Here is a 21,389-nt window from a genome sequence, read left to right on the forward strand (position 1 = left end):
CCAGGACATACGGCGCGCGTACGATCACGCCGACGTCATTCGACCCGGCGTCTCGCCACTCTCCATGGTCACCGGCCGCCTGCGAGGCGATTTCGAACGACAGGGTTCCCCCGGCACCGTGAGATCTCGTGATGCGTGAGAGGGTCTTGGGCGTGAGCGAGACACCACCGAACACCCTGCAATACCGCCTCGACGGGCCGGAAGAGGCCCCCGTACTGATTCTGGCTCCCTCACTGGGCACCACCTGGCACATGTGGGACCGGCAGATCCCGGAGCTGGCCAAGCAGTGGCGGATCTTCCGGTTCGACCTGCCTGGGCACGGCGGGGCGCCCGCGCATCCGGCCGGGTCCGTGGGGGAGTTGAGCGCCCGGCTGCTCGCGACCCTGGACTCGCTCGGTGTGCAGCGTTTCGGGTACGCGGGCTGTGCGCTGGGCGGCGCGATCGGGATCGAGCTGGCCCTGCGGCACCCCGAGCGGCTGGCCTCGCTCGCGCTGGTCGCGGCCTCGCCACGGTTCGGGACGGCCGACGAGTTCCGCCAGCGCGGCGTGATCGTACGCACCAACGGCCTGGACCCCATCGCCCGTACCTCGCCGGACCGCTGGTTCACCAACGGGTTCTCGGCCGCGCAGCCCGCGATCACCGAGTGGGCGGTGCAGATGGTGCGCACCACGGACCCCGGCTGCTACATCGCCTCCTGCGAGGCCCTCGCCGCGTTCGACGTGCGGGCCGAGCTGGGCCGTGTCGTGGCGCCGACGCTGGTCCTGGTCGGCTCCGAGGACCAGGTCACCGGCCCGGCCGAGGCCCGCACCCTGGTCGCGGGCATCCCGGACGCGCGGCTCGCGGTCGTGCCCGGCGCCTCCCACCTGGTCCCGGTCGAGCAGCCGGCCGCCGTCACCGATCTGCTGGTCCACCACTTCTCCACGGCCTGGCAGCAGCCGTACGACACGGGGCAGCTCGCCCTGCCGGGGGCGCAGGTCACGGCGCCGCTGCCGACGGTGCCGCCGCAGGCCGTGGTCCCGGTCGCGGAGATCGCCCCGCCCGCCGCCGCCGCGCCGCCTGCGGACCGGGCCGACCGGTACGAGACCGGGCTGAAGATCCGCCGCGAGGTGCTCGGCGACGCGCGCGTCGACCAGGAGCTGGCCGGGGCGGACCGGTTCTCCGGGGACTTCCAGGAGTTCGTCACACGCTACGCCTGGGGCGAGATCTGGGACCGGCCGGGCCTGGACCGCCGTACCCGCAGCTGCATCACGCTCACCGCGCTGATCGCGGGCGGCCACCTGGACGAACTCGCCTCCCACACCCGCGCCGCCCTGCGCAACGGCCTCACCCCCGACGAGATCCGCGAGATCCTCCTGCACACCTCCCTGTACTGCGGCCTCCCCGCCGCCACCAGCGCCTTCAAGGTGGCCCAGCAGATCATCCAGGAGGAGACGACCCCCGCGGAGTGAGCCGCGAAACCGACGGTCCGCGGGGCGGGGCAGGGGCGGGGAGAGCCCCTGCCCCGCGAACATCCAGCGGCCCCTGGGCGTCGGCCCACCCGTCGGGCGTCGCCCCCCGGCCGTCGGCCCACCTCTTGGCCGTCGGCCCCTCCCGGGCGTCGGCCCCCCCTCCCGGGCGTCCGCCTATCCCTGGCCGTCGGCCCCCCGGGCGTCGGCCCCCCTCCCGGGCGTCAGCCCATCCCGGGGCGTCCACCCCCCTCCGGGCGCCCCCCCCGGGTGTCCACCCCCCCCCGGGCGTCCACCCCCTCCGGGCGTCCGCCTACCCCTGGCCGTCGGCCCCCGCCGGGCGTCCGCCCCCGGCGTCGGCCCACCTCCCGGGCGTCAGCCCATCCCGGGGCGTCCGCCTACCCCCGTGCGGCCCCCCACCCCCCGTGCGGCCCCCCACCCCCCGTGCGGCCCCCCACCCCCCGGGTGTCCGCCCGCCCCCGGGTGTCCGCCCGCCCCCGGGCGTCCGCTCCCCCGGGCGTCCGCCCACCCCCCGGGCGTCCCCCCCGCCCCCTCCGGCAGGATGGTGAGGCATGAAGCTCACCAAGAAGTCCCATGCCTGTGTCCGGGTGGAGAAGGACGGGCAGGTGCTCGTCATCGATCCCGGAGGGTTCAGCGAGCAGGACGCGGCGCTCGGGGCGGACGCGATCCTCGTGACGCACGAGCACGCGGACCACTTCGACGAGTCCCGGCTGCGGGCGGCGATGGAGGACAATCCGGCCGCCCGGATCTGGACGCTGCGGTCCGTCGCGGAGAAGATCGCGGCGGCGTTCCCGGGCCGCGTGCACACCGTCGGGCACGGCGACACCTTCACCGCCGCCGGCTTCGACGTACGCGTGCACGGCGAGCTGCACGCCGTGATCCACCCGGACATCCCGCGCATCACCAATGTCGGCTACCTCCTCGACGGCGGGAAGATCTTCCACCCCGGCGACGCCCTCACCGTCCCCGACCAGCCCGTGGAGACGCTGATGCTCCCGGTCATGGCCCCCTGGAACAAGATCGCCGAGGTGATCGACTACGTCCGCGAGGTCCGCCCGCAGCGCGCCTACGACATCCACGACGCCCTGCTCACCGACCTGGCCCGGCCGATCTACGACCACCAGATCGGCGCCCTCGGCGGCACCGACCACCAGCGGCTCGCCCCGGGGGCCTCGGCCCGGCTGTGAGGCGGGGCGGGCCGGGTTGTCGTACCCGCCAGGTAGGTTGTGAGACATGCGCATCGCGACCTGGAACGTGAACTCGATCACCGCCCGCCTCCCGCGCCTGCTGGCCTGGCTGGAGAGCAGCGGCACCGACGTGCTCTGCCTCCAGGAGGCCAAGGTCGCCGAGGAGCAGTTCCCGGTCGAGCCGCTGCGCGAGCTGGGCTACGAGGCCGCGGTGCACGCCACCGGCCGGTGGAACGGCGTGGCGGTGCTCTCCCGCGTCGGCCTGGCGGACATCGTCAAGGGACTGCCCGGCGACCCCGGGTACGAGGGCGTGACCGAGCCCCGCGCCATCTCCGCCACCTGCGGCCCCGTCCGCGTGTGGTCGGTGTACGTGCCCAACGGGCGCGAGGTCGACCACCCGCACTACGCGTACAAGCTCCAGTGGTTCGAGGCCCTGCGCGCCGCCGTCCTCGGCGACGCCCAGGGCAGCCGCCCCTTCGCCGTCCTCGGTGATTACAACGTGGCGCCGACCGACGACGACGTCTACGACCGTGCCGCCTTCGAGGGCGCCACCCATGTCACCCCCGCCGAGCGCGCCGCCCTCACCGCCCTGCGCGGGGCCGGCCTCGACGACGTCGTACCGCGCCCGCTCAAGTACGACCACCCGTTCACCTACTGGGACTACCGCCAGCTCTGCTTCCCCAAGAACCGCGGCATGCGCATCGACCTGGTGTACGGCAACGCGGCCTTCGCGGGGGCCGTCAAGGACGCCTACGTCGACCGCGAGGAGCGCAAGGGCAAGGGCGCCTCCGATCACGCGCCCGTGGTGGTCGACCTCGACGTGTGATGCCACGCTGGGTCCATGAATCTTCCGTTCCTGGGCCCACGGCACAAGAAGCACCCCGCGCTGCCCGCCGACCCCGAGTCGGTGGCCGCGCTGCTGTCCGAGTGCGATCTGCTGCGTGCCCAGGCGGCCCGGGGCGGCGTCCGCCTGGACGACACCCCGGCCTCCCTTGAGGCCCTGGACCAGATGGTCCCGCACTGGCGCGACGACACCGAGACGCTGCCCTGGCTCGGCCATGACGCCGGGCTGTACCTGGGCACCGTCGTGGTGCGCACCGTGCCCGGCGCCGCCTGGCGGATCAGCGCCGGCGGAGAGCCCGTCCTGCGCCTCGCCTCCGGCCGCGAGGTGGAGGTGGTGGACGCGGGCCGCCAGTGGGCCGCGACCGGCGTTCCCGAGCTGTCCCAGCTGTACGCGGAGATCGCCGAGGTCTGAACCCCGGCCGGCCCCGGGGCCGCACCCTCCCCAACACGGCTTTAAATACGGCTAATGCCGGAAACGCCGTGTCGCCCTCCGACTCCCGGGCCCGGCTGGATAGTTTGCGGCAACCACCACCCAGCGGAGAGTGGAGTAGGGCTGCGTATGGCCGTCGATCCGTTGATCGAACCGAGGAACGGCGACTGGAAGAAGGCGTACCAGGCAACGCGCACCGGCCGGTTCACCCGGCGCCCCGTCAATCCCCGTCCGTCACACCCCTTCGCGGCCCACCCGTTACCTGGGCCCGCGGACGCGTTCGGCATCCGGCCCCGGCGACTGCCCGCGGGCCTCAGGGCCTGTCGACAGGCCCTATCTCCATGCCGGGAACCCCGGCCCCCGACGTCTCGACTACGATGGTGCGTTCCGCCCCGTGGTGAGGTGATCAAGCCCCGCCGCACCGGGACGGAGACACTGCCGCCGGGTGGGGACCCCATGGCCCCCGCACCGTGAGAGGGGCGGCAGTTCACACGGGCCAGGCTCGTCCGGCGGCAGCCGGAGATCACTGCTCGCACCGGCGAGGAGAAGGTCAGCTGCGCCGGACGAGTTGCGCTCGACGGGCCGTCACCGCCCCCACCGCGCCTCACGCGGACGCCGCGGGCTCCGGCTCCGCCTCGGGTTCCGGCAGCGGACCGCGCGCCGCCCGGGTCACATCCGCCACCAGCTCCACCACGTCCGGCCCGTACGCCTGCGAGTTGAGGACCTTCAGCAGGAGTACGAATGTGCCGTCACCGTACGTGCGGGCCAACCGCGCGTGATGGCGGGCCAGATAGCGGGTCGCGGCCTGATTGGTGATCGCGCTCTGGCCGCAGAACAGGAACACCGGACGGGCCCGGCCCTCGGTGGTGACCCGCGCCAGCAGCACGTACTCCGCCACGCCCCGCTCCATCGGGTACCGCTCCGCGCCGATGCGGAACTTCGCCCGCTCGGCGACCGGTTCGGACGCGGTGGTGATCCGCACCCCGGGCAGCATCGCCGACAGATGCGCGGCCGTACGGCGGTTCGAGGCCGGCCCTCCCACACAGAACTCGGTGCGCTCGCCGAAGCCCTGGCGGACCGTGTCCTGGGTGGCCACCTCGGCGTGCGCCCCGCACTCCTTGATGAGCGCGGACAGCTCCAGCAGCGCGAACACGTCGTAGCGGTGCACCGCGGGCTCGGTCGCGGCCGGGTCCCGGTTGACGACGAGCAGTGCCTCGGCGTGCTCCGGCAGCCCGAAGAAGGCCTGCTCGCGCCGGAGTCTGCGGCGCCACAGACAGGTGCGGGCCAGCCAGCCCAAGGAGGCCGAGATGGCGGTCGCCACCAGGCCCAGGACGATGTTGCGCACGTCGTCGTTCATGGCCGCGCATGGTAGCGGGCCAGCGCGCCCTGGGCGTACCGGTGTTCGATCTGTGACGGTCGTGTGGCGAGCGGACGAGGCCTACTGTCGTTAGAGTGACAATCTGGCTACGCTGCGCTGACTGTCCCGACGGGAGGTACGGATGGGTCGTCCAGGCACGCGGAGACTGGCGGTTCTGACGGTGGTCTCGGCCGCCGTGGTGACGGTGGGGGCCGCGGCACCGCCGCCCGCCCCGAGGGCGAACGAGCCGGCCGCCAAGCAAGCGGTGGCCGTGGGCTACGGCGGTGCCGTCGCCAGCGTCGACAAGGACGCCACCGCCGCCGGTATCGAGGTCCTCAGGCGCGGCGGCAACGCGGTGGACGCCGCCGTCGCCACCGCCGCCGCGCTCGGCGTCACCGAGCCCTACTCGTCCGGCGTCGGCGGGGGCGGCTACTTCGTCTACTACGACGCACGGACCCGCACGGTCCACACCATCGACGGCCGCGAGACGGCACCGCGCAGCGCGGACTCCGACCTGTTCGTGGAGAACGGCAAGCCGCTCTCCTTCAACGACGCCGTCAGCAGCGGACTCAGCGTCGGCACCCCGGGCACCCCCGCCACCTGGCAGACCGCCCTCGACCAGTGGGGCAGCCAGAAGCTCGGCAGCGTCCTGAAGCCGGCCGAGAAGCTCGCCCGCGACGGCTTCACCGTGGACGACACCTTCCGCTCGCAGACCGCCGACAACGAGACCCGGTTCCGCTACTTCCCGGACACCGCCCGGCTGTTCCTGCCCGGCGGCAAGCTGCCCGCCGTCGGCTCGACCTTCAAGAACCCCGAACTCGCCAAGACCTACGAGGAATTGGCGAAGAAGGGCATGGGGGCGATCTATCGCGGCGACATAGGCGACGACATCGTCAGGACCGTCGAGCACCCGCCCGTGGACCCGGCCTCCGGCTGGAACGCACGGCCCGGCAAGCTCGCCGAGAAGGACCTCGCCGTCTACCGCGCCAAACTCCAGGCGCCCACCAGGACGGCGTACCGCGGCCTGAACGTCTACTCCATCGCCCCGTCCTCCTCGGGCGGCACCACGGTCGGCGAGGCGCTCAACATCCTGGAGAGCTCCGACCTGTCGAAGATGAGCGAGGCGCAGTATCTGCACCACTTCATCGAGGCCAGCCGGATCGCCTTCGCCGACCGCGGCCGCTGGGTCGGCGACCCCGCCTACGAGAAGGTCCCCACCCGCCAGTTGCTCTCGCAGCAGTTCGCCGACTCGCGGGCCTGCCTGATCAAGGACGACGCGGTCCTCACCAGCCCGCTCGCCCCCGGCGACCCGTACCACCCGAAGGACTGCGCCAAGGGCGGCAAGGCGGCGCCGACGCCGTACGAGGGCCAGAACACCACCCATCTCACGGTGGCCGACAAGTGGGGCGACGTCGTCTCGTACACCCTCACCATCGAGCAGACCGGCGGCAGCGCGATGACCGTGCCAGGCCGGGGATTCCTGCTCAACAACGAGCTCACGGACTTCTCCTTCACCCCGGCGAGCCCGTCCGTGCCCGACCCGAACCTGCCCGGTCCGGGCAAGCGGCCGCGCTCCTCGATCTCGCCGGCGATCGTCCTCGACGGCAACAACAGGCCCGTGGTGGCGCTGGGTTCGCCCGGCGGCGCGACCATCATCACCACCGTGCTCCAGACCCTGACCGAGTTCCTCGACCGGCATCTGCCACTGGTCGACGCCATCGCCGCGCCCCGCGCCAGCCAGCGCAACGCGGCCCAGACGGAACTCGAACCCGCCCTGTACAACAGCCCGTTGAGAGCGCAGCTGGAGGCCATCGGCCACCACTTCACCCTCAACCCGGAGATCGGCGCCGCGACCGGGGTGCAGCGGCTGCCGAACGGCGAGTGGCTGGCCGCGGCCGAGAAGGTACGACGCGGTGGCGGCTCGGCGATGGTGGTGGACCCGGCCCGGTAACCGCAGTACGCACGACCCGCACGAAGGTGCCGGGGGCGGCTCGCCCCCGGCACCTTCGCGTACGTCGGCACCTTCGCGTACGGGTCTCATCCGGCGGGCGGGGCCTGCGCGGTCTTTGGCGCCTCGTGCGTGCGGAAGTCCAGCTGCCCGTCCCTGACGTCCACGGTGACTTGGCCGCCCTCGGAGACCGTGCCGTTCAGCAGCAGCCGCGACAGCCGGTTGTCCACCTCGCGCTGGATGGTGCGGCGCAACGGCCGGGCGCCGTACTCCGGTTGGTAGCCGCGCTCGGCGATCCAGTCGACCGCCGCGTCCGTGAACTCCACCGCGACGCCCTGCCCGTCCAGCAGCCGCCGGGTGCTCTCCAGCAACAGGTCGGTGATCTGCCGCAGTTGCTCGCTCGTGAGCTGCCGGAAGACCACGATCTCGTCGATGCGGTTGAGGAACTCGGGCCGGAAGTGCTCGCGCAGCGGCCGCATGATCTGCTCCCGCCGCGCCTCCTCGTCGGCCTCCGCGCCGCCAGGACCGAAACCGATCCCGGCGCCGCGCCGGGTGATCGCCTCGGAGCCGAGGTTGCTGGTCATCACGATGACCGTGTTGGTGAAGTCGACCGTGCGGCCCTGGGAATCGGTGAGCCGGCCGTCGTCCAGCACCTGGAGCAGGATGTTGAAGACGTCCGGGTGCGCCTTCTCCACCTCGTCGAGCAGCAGCAGCGAGTACGGGTGCCTGCGCACCACCTCGGTGAGCTGCCCCGCCTCCTCATGGCCGACGTAGCCGGGCGGGGCGCCGACCAGCCGGGAGACGGTGTGCCGCTCCTGGTACTCGCTCATGTCGAGGCGGACCATGCGGTCCTCGCTGCCGAACAGCGCCTCGGCGAGCGCGCGGGCCAGCTCGGTCTTGCCGACCCCGGTCGGGCCGAGGAAGAGGAAGCTGCCGATCGGCCGGGAGGGGCTGGCGAGCCCGGCGCGCGAGCGCAGCACCGCCTCGGCGACCACCGCCACGGCCTCCTCCTGGCCGACGACCCGCTGATGCAGATGCTCCTCAAGGCCGAGCAGCCGTTCCTTCTCCTCCTCGGTGAGCCGGCTGACCGGGATGCCGGTCTGCCGCGAGACCACCTCGGCGATGGACTCCGCGGTCACCGCCAGCTGCCCCTCGTCGGCCTGCTCGCCCCCGCTGGCCTCCGCGATGCTCCCCTTCAGCTCCGCGATCCGGTCACGCAGCTGCTTGGCCTGCTCGTAGTCCTCGTCGGCGACCGCCTGGTCCTTGTCCCGGACCAGCTGGTCCACCTCGCGCTCCATCGCCCGTACGTCCGTGCCCTTGGTACGGGCGCCGAGCCGGACCCGGGCGCCCGCCTGGTCGATCAGGTCGATCGCCTTGTCCGGCAGCCGCCGGTCGGTGAGATACCGGTCGGACAGCTCCACGGCCGCGACCAGTGCCTCGTCGGAGTAGCGGACCTGGTGGTGGGCCTCGTAGCGGTCGCGCAGCCCGCGCAGGATCTCGATGGTGTCCTGGACGGTCGGCTCGGGCACCAGGACCGGCTGGAAGCGGCGGGCCAGCGCCGCGTCCTTCTCGATCCGGCGGAACTCCTCCAGGGTGGTCGCGCCCACGATGTGCAGCTCGCCCCGGGCCAGCGCGGGCTTGAGGATGTTGCCCGCGTCCAGCGCGCCGCCCTCGCCGCCGGAGCCCGCGCCGACGACGGTGTGCAGCTCGTCGATGAACACGATCAGCCGGTCGGAGTTGGCGCGGATCTCCTCCACGATGTTGTTCAGGCGCTCCTCGAAGTCGCCCCGGTAGCGGGTGCCCGCCACCACCCCGGTCAGATCGAGGGCGACCACCCGCCGCCCGGCCAGCTGGTCCGGCACGTCCCCGTCGGCGATCCGCTGCGCGAGGCCCTCCACGATGGCCGTCTTGCCCACGCCCGCGTCGCCGATCAGCACGGGGTTGTTCTTGCCGCGCCGGGACAGCACCTCGATGGTCTGCTCGATCTCGGTGTCCCGGCCGATCACCGGGTCGACCCGGCCCTCCCGGGCCAGCTCGGTCAGATCACGGCCGTACTTGTCCAGCGTGGGCGTGCCGGTGGAGCGCTGCCGCTCCACCCGGACCTGACCGGTGCCCTCCGCCGGCTCCGGCGGCAGCGCGCTCGCCGGGAAGCGGGCCGCGTGCAGGATGTGCCCCGCCGCCGAGTCCGGGTTCGAGGCCAGCGCGCTGAGCACATGCTCGGGGCCGATGTAGCCCGCGCCGCTGGAGCGGGCCATGTCGTGCGCGTCCAGCAGGGCCCGTTTCACCGCGGGCGTCAGGGACAGCGAGGTCGGCGGCGGCACCTCGCCCGGCGGGTGCTGCACCGGGCCCGCCCGGTCGTCGATCTCGGTGGCGAGCGAGTCCGGATCGGCCCCGGCCCGCGTCAGCAGGCTCCGCGTGGGCTCGGCGGAGACGGCCGCGCGCAGCAGATGCTGGGTGTCCAGGTCCCGGCTGCCGTGCTCGGCCGCGTACTGCGCCGCCCCTTTGACCAGCTCCCGCGCCGGCTGGCTGAGCAGCCGGCCGATGTCGATGTGCCGCGGGCCGGGCGCGCTGTTGCCTCCGGCGGCGCCGCTGAAGAAACGGGCGAGGAATTCGCCGAAGGGGTCAGGAGGGTAGCCGTTGGTCATGGCGATGCTTTCCTTCGCTGACGGTGGCTCCGCCGGGTAACCCGGAGTGGGGCTGCTCATGCCCACGATGGCATGAAGTGAGGGGGTGGGCATGTTCGCCCGAGCGGGGCAACGGGCGCCCCTCAGGCGGGGACGCGCGCCGTCAGGATCCGGGGGCCCCGCTCCGTGATGGCCACCGTGTGCTCCGCGTGCGCCGCGCGGGAGCCGTCGCTCGTGCGCAGGGTCCAGCCGTCGGGGGCCTCGTGGTAGTCGTCCCGGCCGCCGCCGATCAGCATCGGCTCGATCGCCAGGACCAGACCGGGGCGCAGCGGGAAGCCGCGGCCGGGGCGGCCCTCGTTCGGGACCGAGGGGTCCTCGTGCATACGGCGGCCGATGCCATGGCCGCCGAAGTCCTGCGGGACGCCGTAGCCCGCCGCCCGGCAGACCCGGCCGACGGCGTGGGCGATGTCGCCGATCCGGTTGCCGGCCACGGCCGCCGCGATGCCCGCCGCCAGCGCCAGCTCGGCGGTGTCGACCAGCCGTACGTCCTCGGGGCGGGCGCGGCCCACCACGAAGCTGATCGCCGAGTCGCCGGCCCAGCCGTCCAGCAGGGCCCCGCAGTCGATGGAGACCAGGTCGCCGTCGCGCAGCCGGTACCCGGTGGGGATGCCGTGCACGATCGCGTCGTTGACCGAGGCGCAGATCACCGCGGGGAAGGGGGTCGGGGCGAAGGAGGGGCGGTACCCGAGGAAGGGCGAGGTGGCCCCCGCCGCCCGCAGCACCTCCCGTGCCACCTCGTCGAGCTCCAGCAGCGAGACCCCCACGTCCGCGGCCTTGCGTACGGCACTCAGGGCCTGCCCGACGACCTGGCCCGCGGCATACATCGCGTCGATGGACGCTTCCGTCTTCAGTTCCACCATGCCAATTACTATACCGGTATTTGTATTGGGGGGTGTCCGGGAGGGTGGTATTTGAATGGGGGAGGGTGACGGGCACAATGGACGCATGGTGCGCACCCCTCTCACCCCCGAAGAGCACGAGCGCGGCGAGCGGCTCGGGCGGCTGCTGCGCGAGGCGCGCGGTGACCGCAGCATGGCCGAGGTCGCCGCCGCGGCGGGCGTCTCGGCCGAGACCCTCCGCAAGATCGAGACCGGCCGCGCCCCGACCCCGGCCTTCTTCACGGTGGCCGCGCTGGCGAGATCGCTCGGCCTGTCGATGGACGAGCTGGCGGTGCACTGCACCCCGGTGACCGTCTGAGGAGCGGCCACCCCCGGCTCACCCACCGGAGTGTGAATCGGCGGGTTGGCGGCGATGGTCTTGGCAAGGCGGCCCCGGAGGCTTACGTTCGTGCCTCTACGGTCTGCTCTACGGGCGTAGAGGCTCTGACGTCATGTCGAAGGAGCAGCTCATGGCCAACGTCGTCCGCGCCGCACTGGTCCAGGCCACCTGGACCGGCGACACCGGGTCCATGGTGGCGAAACACGAGGAGCACGCCCGCGAGGCGGCCCGGCGGGGCGCGCGGGTCATCGGGTTCCAGGAGGTGTTCAACGCCCCCTACTTCTGCCAGGTCCAGGACCGGGAGCACTTCCGGTGGGCCGAGCCGGTGCCCGACGGGCCGACCGTACGGCGGATGCGGGAGCTCGCGCGGGAGACCGGGATGGTGGTCGTCGCACCGGTCTTCGAGATCGAGCAGCCCGGGTTCTACTACAACACCGCCGCCGTGATCGACGCCGACGGCACCTACCTCGGCAAGTACCGCAAGCACCACATCCCCCAGGTCGAGGGCTTCTGGGAGAAGTACTACTTCCGCCCCGGCAACCTCGGCTGGCCCGTCTTCGACACCGCCGTCGGCCGGGTCGGCGTCTACATCTGCTACGACCGCCACTTCCCCGAGGGCTGGCGGCAACTCGGCCTCGGCGGCGCCCAGTTGGTCTACAACCCCTCGGCCACCCACCGGAGCCTGTCCGCCCACCTCTGGCAGCTGGAACAGCCCGCCGCGGCCGTCGCCAACGAGTACTTCGTCGCCGCCATCAACCGGGTGGGACAGGAGGAGTACGGGACCAACGACTTCTACGGGACGTCGTACTTCGTGGACCCCCGCGGCCGGTTCGTCGGCGAGGTCGCGGGCGACAAGGACGAGGAACTCCTCGTCCGCGACCTGGACTTCGCACTCATCGACGACGTACGGCAGCAGTGGGCCTTCTACCGCGACCGCCGTCCCGACGCCTACGAAGGGCTGGTGCAGCCGTGAGCGACCTCTACTCCCGCCACCGCAGGGTGATGCCCGACTGGCTCGCCCTCTACTACGACGACCCGATCGAGATCACCCACGGCGAGGGCCGCCATGTCTGGGACTCCGACGGCAACCGCTACCTGGACTTCTTCGGCGGCATCCTCACCACCATGACCGCGCACGCGCTGCCCGAGGTCACCAAGGCGGTCAGCGAGCAGGCCGGGCGCATCCTGCACTCCTCGACCCTCTACCTCAACCGCCCGATGGTGGAACTCGCCGAGCGCATCGCCCAGGTGAGCGGCATCCCCGACGCCCGGGTCTTCTTCACCACCTCCGGCACCGAGGCCAACGACACCGCCCTGCTGCTCGCCACCACCTACCGGCGCTCCAACACCGTGCTGGCCATGCGCAACAGCTACCACGGCCGCTCCTTCTCCACCGTCGGCATCACCGGCAACCGCAGCTGGTCCCCGACCTCGCTGTCCCCGCTCCAGACCCTGTACGTGCACGGCGGCGTGCGCACCCGGGGCCCCTTCGCGGACCTGGACGACCGCGCCTTCATCGACGCCTGCGTCGCCGACCTGAGAGACGTCCTCGGCCACACGCGGCCCCCGGCCGCGCTGATCGCCGAACCCGTCCAGGGCGTCGGCGGGTTCACCTCGCCGCCCGACGGGCTGTACGCCGACTTCCACGAGGTGCTCAAGGAACGCGGCATCCTGTGGATCTCCGACGAGGTGCAGACCGGCTGGGGCCGCACCGGCGACCACTTCTGGGGCTGGGGGGCACACGCCGCGAGCGGCCCGCCGGACATCGTCACCTTCGCCAAGGGCATCGGCAACGGCGCCTCCATCGGCGGTGTCATCGCCCGCGCCGAGCTGATGAACTGCCTGGACGCCAACAGCATCTCCACCTTCGGCGGCACCCAGCTCACCATGGCCGCCGGGCTCGCCAACCTCGCCTACCTCCTCGACCACGACCTCCAGGGCAACGCCCGCCGGGTCGGCGGCCTGCTCATCGAGCGGCTGCGGGCCGTCGCCGCCCAGCTGCCGGGGGTGCGCGAGGTCCGCGGGCGCGGTCTGATGATCGGCATCGAGCTGGCGAAACCGGGCACCGACGAGGCCGACCCGCAGGCGGCCTCCGCCGTCCTGGAGGCGGCCCGCGCGGGTGGTCTGCTCATCGGCAAGGGCGGCGGCCACGACACCAGCGCCCTGCGCGTCGCCCCGCCGCTGTCGCTGACCGTCGCGGAGGCCGAGGAGGGCGCCGCCGTCCTGGAAGACGCGCTCCTGAGCGCGTACTCGTAACAAACGCGTACTACACCAAGGGGCACCTGGCACTGCCGAGCAAGGGGATACGGCCATGACCACCACCTCCGCCTCCCGTCCCGCCGCCCCGCCGGAACCCGCCCTCTCCGTGCGCCAGGTGCTCACGCTGGAGCGGGTGCTGGCCGGGGAACCCGAGGTGGTGGCCGGCGCCGGCGGCCTCGACCGGGCGGTGCGCTGGGTGCATGTCGCCGAGGCCGCCGACGTGGGCGTGATGCTCACCGGCGGCGAGATGGTGCTCACCACCGGGGTGCTCCTCGCCGGTGACGAGAACCGGCAGGCCGAGTACATCCGGTCCCTGCACCGCGCCGAGGCCGCCGCCGTGGTCCTCGGCCTCGGCCGGGCCTTTCCCGCCCCGCCCGAGGTGATGTGCCGCGCCGCCGAACGCTGCGGCCTCCCGCTGGTCGTGCTGCACCGCCCCTTCCCCTTCGCCGAACTGACCGAGGAGGTGCAGTCCCGGCTGCTGCGGCGCAAGTTCGCGGCCGTCAGCCTCTCCGAGGCGGTACGCACCGACCTCACCGCGCTGATCACGGCCGGCGCCCCGCTGCAACGGCTGCTCGACGAGGTCGCCCGGCACAGCGCCTGCCCCGTCGTCCTCACCAACCTCGCCCATCGCGTCCTCGCCACGGCGGGGGAGCGCTCCGCCGTGGACGATGTACTGCGCGACTGGGAGCGGGTCGCCCGGCAGGCCGGCGGCGGCGCCCTGGACGCCTGGATCAGCGCCGAACTCGGCGGCCGCGGCGAACGCTGGGGGCGGCTGCTGCTGTGCGGCTACCGGGGCGAGACGGCCACCGGACGGCTGCTCGCCGACCGCGCCGCCGAGGCCCTGATACTGCACCGCATGCTCGGCGGCTCCGCGCTGAGCTGGGAGGAGCAGTCCGCGCAGAGCCTGCTGACCGACCTCGTCTCCGGTGTCGTACCGGCCCGCCAACTGCTGCCGCGCGCCCGCGCCGCCGGGCTCCCGGTCAATCTGCGCACCTTCGTGCCGCTCGTCGTCCCGGGCGCCGAACCCGCCGTACTGGACCGGCTGTTGCGGGTGCTGGGCCTGTCCGGGCTCGCCGCCGAGCTGGCCGACGGGGTGACCGCCGTACTGCTCAGCCTCCCGCGCGACCGGCCCGCCGACGCCCTCACCGCGCTCTTCGCGGCCCGGCTGCGGGAGGGAACCGGGCGGCCGGACGCGCTGGTCGCCGCAGCCGATCCGCGCACCGGCTGGGACGAGGTGCCCGCGGGGCTGCGCGAGGCCCGCCATGTCGCCGACGCCGTCGCCGGTTCCGCCGCCGCCCTCGGGCTGCCCGCCGTCGTACGCCTCAAGGACGTCCATCTACGAGGACTCGTACGGCTGTTGCGGGAGAACCCCGATGTGCAGTCGTTCGCGGAACGGGAGTTGGACGGGCTGCTGCGCAAGGCCGAGCCCGAGCTGCTCGAAGTGCTGCGCACCTATCTCGCCACCGGCCGCAACAAATCCCGTACCGCCCAGCTCCACCATGTCTCCCGGCCCGCGCTCTACCGCCGCCTGGAGGCCATACAGGGCCGCCTCGGTGTCGACCTGGACGACTTCGAACAGGCGGCCTCCGTGCACATCGCGCTGCTCGCGCATGATGCGCAACAACGCTGAAACCTGTGACCACCTGGGAAAACGGCGGTGAAACATGGGCCCGCGCAGACATGACACGGTGGCATGCCCAGCCCCCGGGGACGTGACACGCTGCCCGTCGAAGCAGGCCCGTCCGCTTCCTAGGCTCACCGCACACCCCGCTACCGGAGGTCCCGATGAGCCGAGTGATCCGTGCCGCCCTGTTCCAGACCGCCTGGACCGGCGACAAGGAATCCATGATCCAGGTCCACGAGCAGGCGGTCCGCGACGCGGCCGCGCAGGGCGCCCAAGTCCTGTGCTTCCAGGAGCTGTTCTACGGACCCTACTTCTGCCAGGTCCAGGACAAGGCGTTCTACGACTACGCCGAGCGGATCCCCGAGGGTCCGACCGTCCAGCGCTTCCAGTCCCTCGCCCGCGCCCTCGGCATCGTGCTGGTCCTGCCGATGTACGAGGAGGAGCAGCCGGGCGTCCTCTACAACACCGCCGCCGTGATCGACGCGGACGGCAGCTATCTCGGCAAGTACCGCAAGACCCACATCCCCCAAGTACAGGGCTTCTGGGAGAAGTTCTACTTCCGTCCGGGCAACAGCGGCTGGCCCGTCTTCGACACCGCCGTCGGCAGGATCGGCGTCTACATCTGCTACGACCGCCACTTCCCCGAGGGCTGGCGGGCGCTCGGCCTCGAAGGCGCCGAGATCGTCTTCAACCCCTCGGCCACCTCCCGGGGCCTGTCCAAGTACCTCTGGCAGCTGGAGCAGCCGGCCGCGGCCGCCGCCAACGAGTACTTCGTCGGCGCGATCAACCGGGTCGGCGTGGAGGACCTGGGCGACAACGACTTCTACGGCACCACCTACTTCGTGGACCCCGAGGCCCAGTACGTCGGCGAGGTCGCGAGCGACAAGGAGACCGAACTGGTCGTCCGCGACCTGGACATGGCCAAACTCCGCGAGGTCCGCGACCGCTGGCAGTTCTACCGCGACCGCACGCCGGGCGCGTACGGCCCTCTGACGGCCCCGTAAAAACGCCGCCCCGCAGGAGCGCCCCGTCAGGGGCGCGGGGAACTGCGCGAGCAACCACAACTCACCCGCAGCCGACCACGAGAGAGGACCAAGTGACCGGCCGAAAAATCATCCGCGGTGGTCTCGTCGTCACCGCATCCGACGAGATCCACGCCGACGTCCTCATCGAGGACGGCCGCATCGCCGCCCTCGCGGCCTCCGGCACCCCCGCCGCCGCCGCGCTCGGCGCCGAGCAGACCATCGACGCCACCGGAAAGTACGTCATCCCCGGCGGCGTCGACGGCCACACCCACATGGAGATGCCCTTCGGCGGCACCTACGCCTGCGACACCTTCGAGACCGGCACCCGCGCCGCCGCCTGGGGCGGTACGACCACGATCGTGGACTTCGCCATCCAGAGCGTCGGCCACACCCTGCGCGAGGGCCTGGACGCCTGGCACCAGAAGGCCGAGGGCAACTGCGCCATCGACTACGCCTTCCACATGATCGTCTCCGATGTGCACGAGGAGACGCTCAAGGAGATGGACCTGCTGGTCGAGGAGGGCGTGACCTCCTTCAAGCAGTTCATGGCCTACCCCGGGGTGTTCTACTCCGACGACGGCCAGATCCTGCGCGCCATGCAGCGTGCCGCGGGCAACGGCGGCCTGATCATGATGCACGCCGAGAACGGCATCGCCATCGACGTCCTGGTCGAACAGGCCCTCGCCCGCGGCGAGACCGATCCGCGCTTCCACGGCGAGGTCCGCAGGGCCCTGCTGGAGGCCGAGGCCACCCATCGCGCCATCCGGCTCGCCCAGGTCGCGGGCGCCCCGCTGTACGTCGTCCATGTCTCGGCCGCGGAGGCGCTCGCCGAGCTGGCGCGGGCCCGCGACGACGGGCTGAACGTGTTCGGCGAGACCTGCCCGCAGTACCTGTTCCTGTCCACCGACAACCTCGCCGAGCCGGACTTCGAGGGCGCCAAGTACGTGTGCTCGACGCCCCTGCGGCCCAAAGAGCACCAGGCGGCCCTCTGGCGGGGCCTGCGCACCAACGACCTCCAGGTGGTCTCCACCGACCACTGCCCGTTCTGCTTCAGCGGGCAGAAGGAGCTGGGCCGCGGCGACTTCTCCAAGATCCCCAACGGGATGCCGGGCGTGGAGAACCGCATGGACCTCCTCCACCAGGCCGTGGTCGACGGGCACATCTCCCGCCGCCGCTGGATCGAGATCGCCTGCGCCACCCCGGCGCGGATGTTCGGCCTGTACCCGAAGAAGGGCACCATCGCCCCGGGCGCCGACGCCGATGTGGTGATCTACGACCCCCACGCCGAGCAGGTGATCTCCGCCGAGACGCATCACATGAACGTCGACTACTCGGCGTACGAGGGCAGGCGGATCACCGGCCGGGTGGAGACGGTCCTCTCGCGCGGTGAGACGGTCATCGACCGGCGGGAGTACACCGGGCACGCCGGACACGGTGTCTACACCCCGCGCTCCACCTGTCAGTACCTCAACTAGGAGCAGCGCCCATGGACTTTGGACTCGTCCTGCAGACCGACCCGCCGGCCTCCCGCGTCATCGACCTGATGAAGCGGGCCGAGCACAACGGCTTCAGCCACGGCTGGACCTTCGACTCCGCCGTGCTGTGGCAGGAGCCGTTCGTGATCTACAGCCAGATCCTGGCGCAGACGCAACGGCTGACGGTCGGACCGATGGTCACCAACCCGTCCACCCGCACCCCGGAGGTCACCGCCTCCACCTTCGCCACCCTCAACGACATGTTCGGCAACCGCACCGTGTGCGGCATCGGCCGCGGCGACTCCGCGATGCGCGTCGCGGGCCGCAGGCCCAACACCCTCGCCCGCATAAGCGAGGCGATCAAGGTGATCCGCGCCCTCGGCCGGGGCGACGCCGCCGACCTCGGCGGCGGCGCGGTCGTCAAGTTCCCCTGGGTCCGGGCCGGCGCCCGGCTCCCCGTCTGGATGGCCGCGTACGGTCCCAAGGCGCTGAAGATGACCGGCGAGGAGGCCGACGGCTTCATCCTCCAGCTGGCCGACCTCTATCTCACCGAGTACATGGTGAAGGCCGTCAAGGACGCGGCGAAGACGGCGGGCCGCGACCCCGACGAGGTCAGCATCTGTGTGGCGGCACCGGCCTACGTCACCGCCGACGACTCGCCCGAGGCCCTCGCCCACGCCCGTGACCAGTGCCGCTGGTTCGGCGGCATGGTCGGCAACCACGTGGCCGACCTGGTCTCCAAGTACGGCGCACACTCCGCCCAGGTCCCGGAGGAACTCACCGAGTACATCAAGTCCCGGCAGGGCTACGACTACGCCCACCACGGGCGCAGCGGCAACCCCGACACCGAGTTCGTGCCCGACGAGATCGTGGACCGCTTCTGCCTCATCGGCCCGCCCGAGCGGCACATCGAGAAGCTGACCGCGCTGCGCGCCCTGGGCGTCGACCAGTTCGCGCTGTACGACATGCACGACGCGCAGGAGGCCACCATCGACGCCTACGGCAGCCAGGTGATCCCCGCCGTCAACTCCTAGCCCCACCAGCCCCGTTCATCGTCCCTTCCGGTCCCCTCGGGGGTCCGCCCCACCCCCCCCACCCCCTGGTCACCCCTCCCCGCCTCCCCGCGGGGAGGGGCTGGTGCCCGCAACGGCCTTTGCCGATCCCCTCATTCCCGATTGGGGCCCGCCCATGACCGATACCGCTCCTCCGCACATACCGCCATCGGCCCAGGTCACCCTTGCCGACGGCCGGGTGGAGATCGCCCCCGGCGCTCCGCAGCCCAGCGGCCGCTACGCCAACGAGGACCTGCTGCCGGTCCCGGCCGGCCGGCGCACCTGGACGACGTACAACTTCTCCGCACTGTGGGTCGGCATGGCCCACAACACCGCCTCCTGGACGCTGGCCTCCGGTCTGATCGCCGTCGGCATGGACTGGAAGCAGGCGGTGTTCACCATCGCCGTCGCCAATCTGGTCGTCCTGGTGCCGATGCTGCTGACCGGGCACGCCGGACCGAAGTACGGCATCCCCTTCCCGGTCTTCGCCCGCGCCTCCTTCGGGGTGCGCGGCGCCAACCTCCCCGCCGTCGTACGGGCGTTGGTGGCCTGCGGCTGGTTCGGCATCCAGACCTGGATCGGCGGTGAGGCCATCTACTTCCTCGCCGGGAAACTGATCGGCCACAGCTGGTCGGACGCGGCGCACATCGGCGGCTACGCCTGGACCATGTGGCTGTCGTTCGCCCTCTTCTGGGTGCTCCAGGTCGCCATCATCCACCGGGGCATGGAGACCATCCGCCGCTTCGAGAACTGGGCCGCGCCCTTCGTGCTGGTCGGCGCGTTCGTGATGCTGTGGTGGATGGCGTCCGAGGCGGGCGGGGTCGGGCCGCTGTTCGACCAGCCGTCCACGCTCGGCTGGGGCGGCGGGTTCTGGAAGCTGTTCTGGCCGTCCCTGATGGGCATGATCGGCTTCTGGTCCACGCTGTCGCTGAACATCCCGGACTTCACCCGCTACGGCCGCAGCCAGAAGGCCCAGACCTGGGGCCAGGCGCTCGGTCTGCCCACCACGATGACGCTGTTCGCGTTCCTGTCCGTGCTGGTCACCTCCGGTTCGCAGGCCGTCTACGGCAAGCCCGTCTGGGACCCGGTGCAGCTGGCCGCGAAGACGGACAACGTGGTCGGGCTGCTCTACGCCCTCGTCACCGTCCTGGTGGCGACCCTCTCGGTGAACATCGCCGCCAACCTGGTCTCCCCGGCCTTCGACTTCTCCAACGTGGCGCCCAGCAAGGTGAGTTTCCGCACCGGCGCGCTGATCACCGCGGTCCTCGCCGTGCTGATCTGCCCGTGGAAGCTGTACTCCGACCCGCAGGGCTACATCTTCACCTGGCTCGGCCTGGTCGGCGGGCTGCTCGGCACCGTCGCGGGCATCCTGGTGGCCGACTACTGGGTCGTGCGCCGCACCCGGCTGGACCTCGCCGACCTCTACCGCACCGGCGGCCGGTACTGGTACGCGGGCGGCTGGAACTGGCGGGCGGTCCTCGCCTTCGTCGTGGGCGGTGTCCTCGCGATCGGCGGCGCGAGCCTCAAGCCGCTGTACGACGGCCGCCCGATCCCGGCCCTCGCCCCGCTCGCCGACTACGGCTGGGCGGTCGGCCTCGGCACCTCACTGGTGCTCTACCTGGCGCTGACTTTGCTGACCGGACGCCGGGAGGGGGCGGCACCGGCCGTGTGAGGAGGGGTCCGGTTCGGCCGGGCGTCCCACCTCCGACGGCATGCGGGGGGGGGGGCGTCCGGCCAACTTGCCTCTTGGGGCCGTCCGTTGTCATTCGTCGGACGGCCCCTGCGGGCACGCGTCGACCGCCGCCAGGGACTCGGCCCGGTCGAGCAGCACGGTGACCTCGCCGGTGTCCGTCCTCACGAGCAGACGTCCCGCGTCCGTGCGCACCGGCTCGCCGCACACGTCTCCGGAGGGGGTGCGCACCAGGATCCGGGGGCCGTCCTTCTCGGGGCCGTACCAGGTGAGCGCCACCCCGGTGACGAGCATCGCGCCGCACGCGATGGTCAGCGCCACTCCGCGGGTGAGGGCCCGCATCGTGCGGCGGGTCTCCATGTGGTCGCCGAGATGCAGCGCGGTGGCCGCGGCGGGGACGCCGGTCGGCAGCCGCACGCCGATGGGCGCCCCGTGCGCCGCCCGGAGCAGCAGCAGCGCGCCGAGGGTGCCGAACACCAGGCACAGCAGCAGCGCGCCGCCCACCAGGGCGTCGTACGGAGGTGCCAGTTTCCCCACGTCGGTACGGCCCTTGATCAGGCCGAAGCCGAGCAGCCCGGCGAACAGCGCCGCGAGCCCGTTGCGCCAGGCGAGCGCCGCCTCCCGGGCGCGGGCCAGCTCACCGGCGAGCAACTGTGTGGTCAGCCGGCCTGCCTCGCGGTCGGCGGGGGTCGCGGGCGGGCCCGGCCGCACGGACCAGCGCGGTGTCATCCGCGCTCCATGAGGACGTTCCAGTAGGCGCCGCACCCCTTCTCCTCGGGCGGACGTCCCGGGTGTTCGGCCGTGCACTCGCAGAGCACCGGGACGTGCGCGGGGCGGGGCACCCGGCGCGGGGTGCGGAAGACCCGGTCGGTGTGCGTGTACAGGAACGCACAGCCGCAGCGGGGGCAGCGGCCGTGCAGTACGGCCACCCCGTCGTCCGCGGCCTCGATCCGAAGACCGCTCGTGTAGCGCACCGCGTAGTCGCTGCGGGTCGTCTCCACGTACGGTTCGAGGGCGCCGGGCACCGGTGCGGAGTGCGTCACCGCATCCCCTCCTTCTTCTCGGATTCTTCTCGGATCCTCACGCGGACAACAAGGCGTCCAGCATGGCGAGTTCGCCGCCCCGGTGCCA

18 protein-coding genes are annotated in these 21,389 nt (G+C 72.2%); 13 read left to right on the forward strand and 5 right to left on the reverse strand.

Translation table 11 applies throughout. The features are described from left to right. Positions 1-152: 152 nt before the first annotated feature. From AB0N90_RS26570 to AB0N90_RS26585, 4 genes are all read left to right on the forward strand, one after another. On the forward strand, positions 153-1,448 hold the full coding sequence (locus AB0N90_RS26570) for an alpha/beta fold hydrolase (RefSeq protein WP_365200735.1): 1,296 nt from the start codon (positions 153-155) through the stop codon (positions 1,446-1,448). A gap of 569 nt (positions 1,449-2,017) precedes the next feature. Continuing rightward, on the forward strand, positions 2,018-2,653 hold the full coding sequence (locus tag AB0N90_RS26575; protein ID WP_128792414.1) for an MBL fold metallo-hydrolase: 636 nt from the start codon (positions 2,018-2,020) through the stop codon (positions 2,651-2,653). 46 nt (positions 2,654-2,699) lie between these two features. After that, positions 2,700-3,479, forward strand: a complete 780-nt coding sequence (locus AB0N90_RS26580; protein WP_365200738.1) for an exodeoxyribonuclease III — start codon at positions 2,700-2,702, stop codon at positions 3,477-3,479. Between the two features lie 15 nt (positions 3,480-3,494). Then, entirely contained in the window at positions 3,495-3,908 is a 414-nt protein-coding gene (locus AB0N90_RS26585; protein ID WP_361680969.1) for a DUF6278 family protein, read from the forward strand. A 622-nt stretch (positions 3,909-4,530) separates the two neighbouring features. On the opposite strand, the gene AB0N90_RS26590 is transcribed toward AB0N90_RS26585, so the two are convergent. Next, entirely contained in the window at positions 4,531-5,283 is a 753-nt protein-coding gene (locus AB0N90_RS26590) for a hypothetical protein (RefSeq protein ID WP_365200741.1), read from the reverse strand. A 142-nt stretch (positions 5,284-5,425) separates the two neighbouring features. Here AB0N90_RS26590 and ggt point away from each other — a divergent pair, with 142 nt between their 5' ends. After that, a complete protein-coding gene (gene ggt, locus AB0N90_RS26595; protein ID WP_365200744.1) occupies positions 5,426-7,234 on the forward strand; it encodes a gamma-glutamyltransferase in 1,809 nt (602 codons plus the stop codon). A gap of 86 nt (positions 7,235-7,320) precedes the next feature. Here ggt and AB0N90_RS26600 read toward each other — a convergent pair whose 3' ends face one another. Both AB0N90_RS26600 and map read right to left on the reverse strand, forming a co-directional pair. After that, the gene (locus AB0N90_RS26600) at positions 7,321-9,876 is read right to left on the reverse strand and encodes an ATP-dependent Clp protease ATP-binding subunit (RefSeq protein ID WP_365200747.1); all 2,556 of its coding nucleotides are present in this window, start codon (positions 9,874-9,876) and stop codon (positions 7,321-7,323) included. A gap of 122 nt (positions 9,877-9,998) precedes the next feature. After that, the gene (gene map / locus AB0N90_RS26605; RefSeq protein ID WP_365200750.1) at positions 9,999-10,775 is read right to left on the reverse strand and encodes a type I methionyl aminopeptidase; all 777 of its coding nucleotides are present in this window, start codon (positions 10,773-10,775) and stop codon (positions 9,999-10,001) included. Positions 10,776-10,860: 85 nt separating this feature from the next. Here map and AB0N90_RS26610 point away from each other — a divergent pair, with 85 nt between their 5' ends. The 8 genes from AB0N90_RS26610 (at position 10,861) to AB0N90_RS26645 (ending at position 20,240) form a co-directional block, all read left to right on the forward strand. Continuing rightward, positions 10,861-11,112 carry a helix-turn-helix transcriptional regulator gene (locus tag AB0N90_RS26610; RefSeq protein WP_365200751.1) on the forward strand — a complete coding sequence of 84 codons (252 nt, stop codon included), beginning with the start codon at positions 10,861-10,863 and terminating at the stop codon, positions 11,110-11,112. Between the two features lie 151 nt (positions 11,113-11,263). Then, positions 11,264-12,106, forward strand: a complete 843-nt coding sequence (locus AB0N90_RS26615) for a nitrilase-related carbon-nitrogen hydrolase (RefSeq protein ID WP_365200754.1) — start codon at positions 11,264-11,266, stop codon at positions 12,104-12,106. Continuing rightward, positions 12,103-13,389, forward strand: a complete 1,287-nt coding sequence (locus AB0N90_RS26620) for an aspartate aminotransferase family protein (RefSeq protein WP_365200756.1) — start codon at positions 12,103-12,105, stop codon at positions 13,387-13,389. Before AB0N90_RS26615 ends, AB0N90_RS26620 begins: the two co-directional genes overlap by 4 nt. A 55-nt stretch (positions 13,390-13,444) precedes the next feature. Continuing rightward, positions 13,445-15,022, forward strand: coding sequence for a PucR family transcriptional regulator (locus AB0N90_RS26625; RefSeq protein WP_365200759.1), 1,578 nt, complete (start codon positions 13,445-13,447; stop codon positions 15,020-15,022). 155 nt (positions 15,023-15,177) lie between these two features. Then, complete coding sequence (locus AB0N90_RS26630; RefSeq protein ID WP_085567357.1) at positions 15,178-16,020, forward strand: nitrilase-related carbon-nitrogen hydrolase; 843 nt, start codon at positions 15,178-15,180, stop codon at positions 16,018-16,020. 92 nt (positions 16,021-16,112) lie between these two features. Next, a complete protein-coding gene (gene hydA / locus AB0N90_RS26635) occupies positions 16,113-17,516 on the forward strand; it encodes a dihydropyrimidinase (RefSeq protein WP_361680993.1) in 1,404 nt (467 codons plus the stop codon). An 11-nt stretch (positions 17,517-17,527) separates the two neighbouring features. Next, positions 17,528-18,550, forward strand: a complete 1,023-nt coding sequence (locus AB0N90_RS26640) for a TIGR03842 family LLM class F420-dependent oxidoreductase (protein ID WP_365200762.1) — start codon at positions 17,528-17,530, stop codon at positions 18,548-18,550. A 154-nt stretch (positions 18,551-18,704) separates the two neighbouring features. Continuing rightward, complete coding sequence (locus tag AB0N90_RS26645) at positions 18,705-20,240, forward strand: NCS1 family nucleobase:cation symporter-1 (protein ID WP_365200764.1); 1,536 nt, start codon at positions 18,705-18,707, stop codon at positions 20,238-20,240. 90 nt (positions 20,241-20,330) lie between these two features. On the opposite strand, the gene AB0N90_RS26650 is transcribed toward AB0N90_RS26645, so the two are convergent. Both AB0N90_RS26650 and AB0N90_RS26655 read right to left on the reverse strand, forming a co-directional pair. After that, a complete protein-coding gene (locus AB0N90_RS26650; protein WP_365200767.1) occupies positions 20,331-20,987 on the reverse strand; it encodes a hypothetical protein in 657 nt (218 codons plus the stop codon). Next, positions 20,984-21,301 (reverse strand): hypothetical protein, encoded by a 318-nt coding sequence (locus AB0N90_RS26655; RefSeq protein ID WP_361681005.1) that lies wholly within the window; start codon positions 21,299-21,301, stop codon positions 20,984-20,986. The genes AB0N90_RS26650 and AB0N90_RS26655 overlap by 4 nt, the downstream gene beginning before the upstream one ends. Positions 21,302-21,389 lie beyond the last annotated feature (88 nt).

Source organism: Streptomyces sp. NPDC093018 (genome assembly GCF_040684035.1).
Classification (GTDB): domain Bacteria; phylum Actinomycetota; class Actinomycetes; order Streptomycetales; family Streptomycetaceae; genus Streptomyces; species Streptomyces murinus.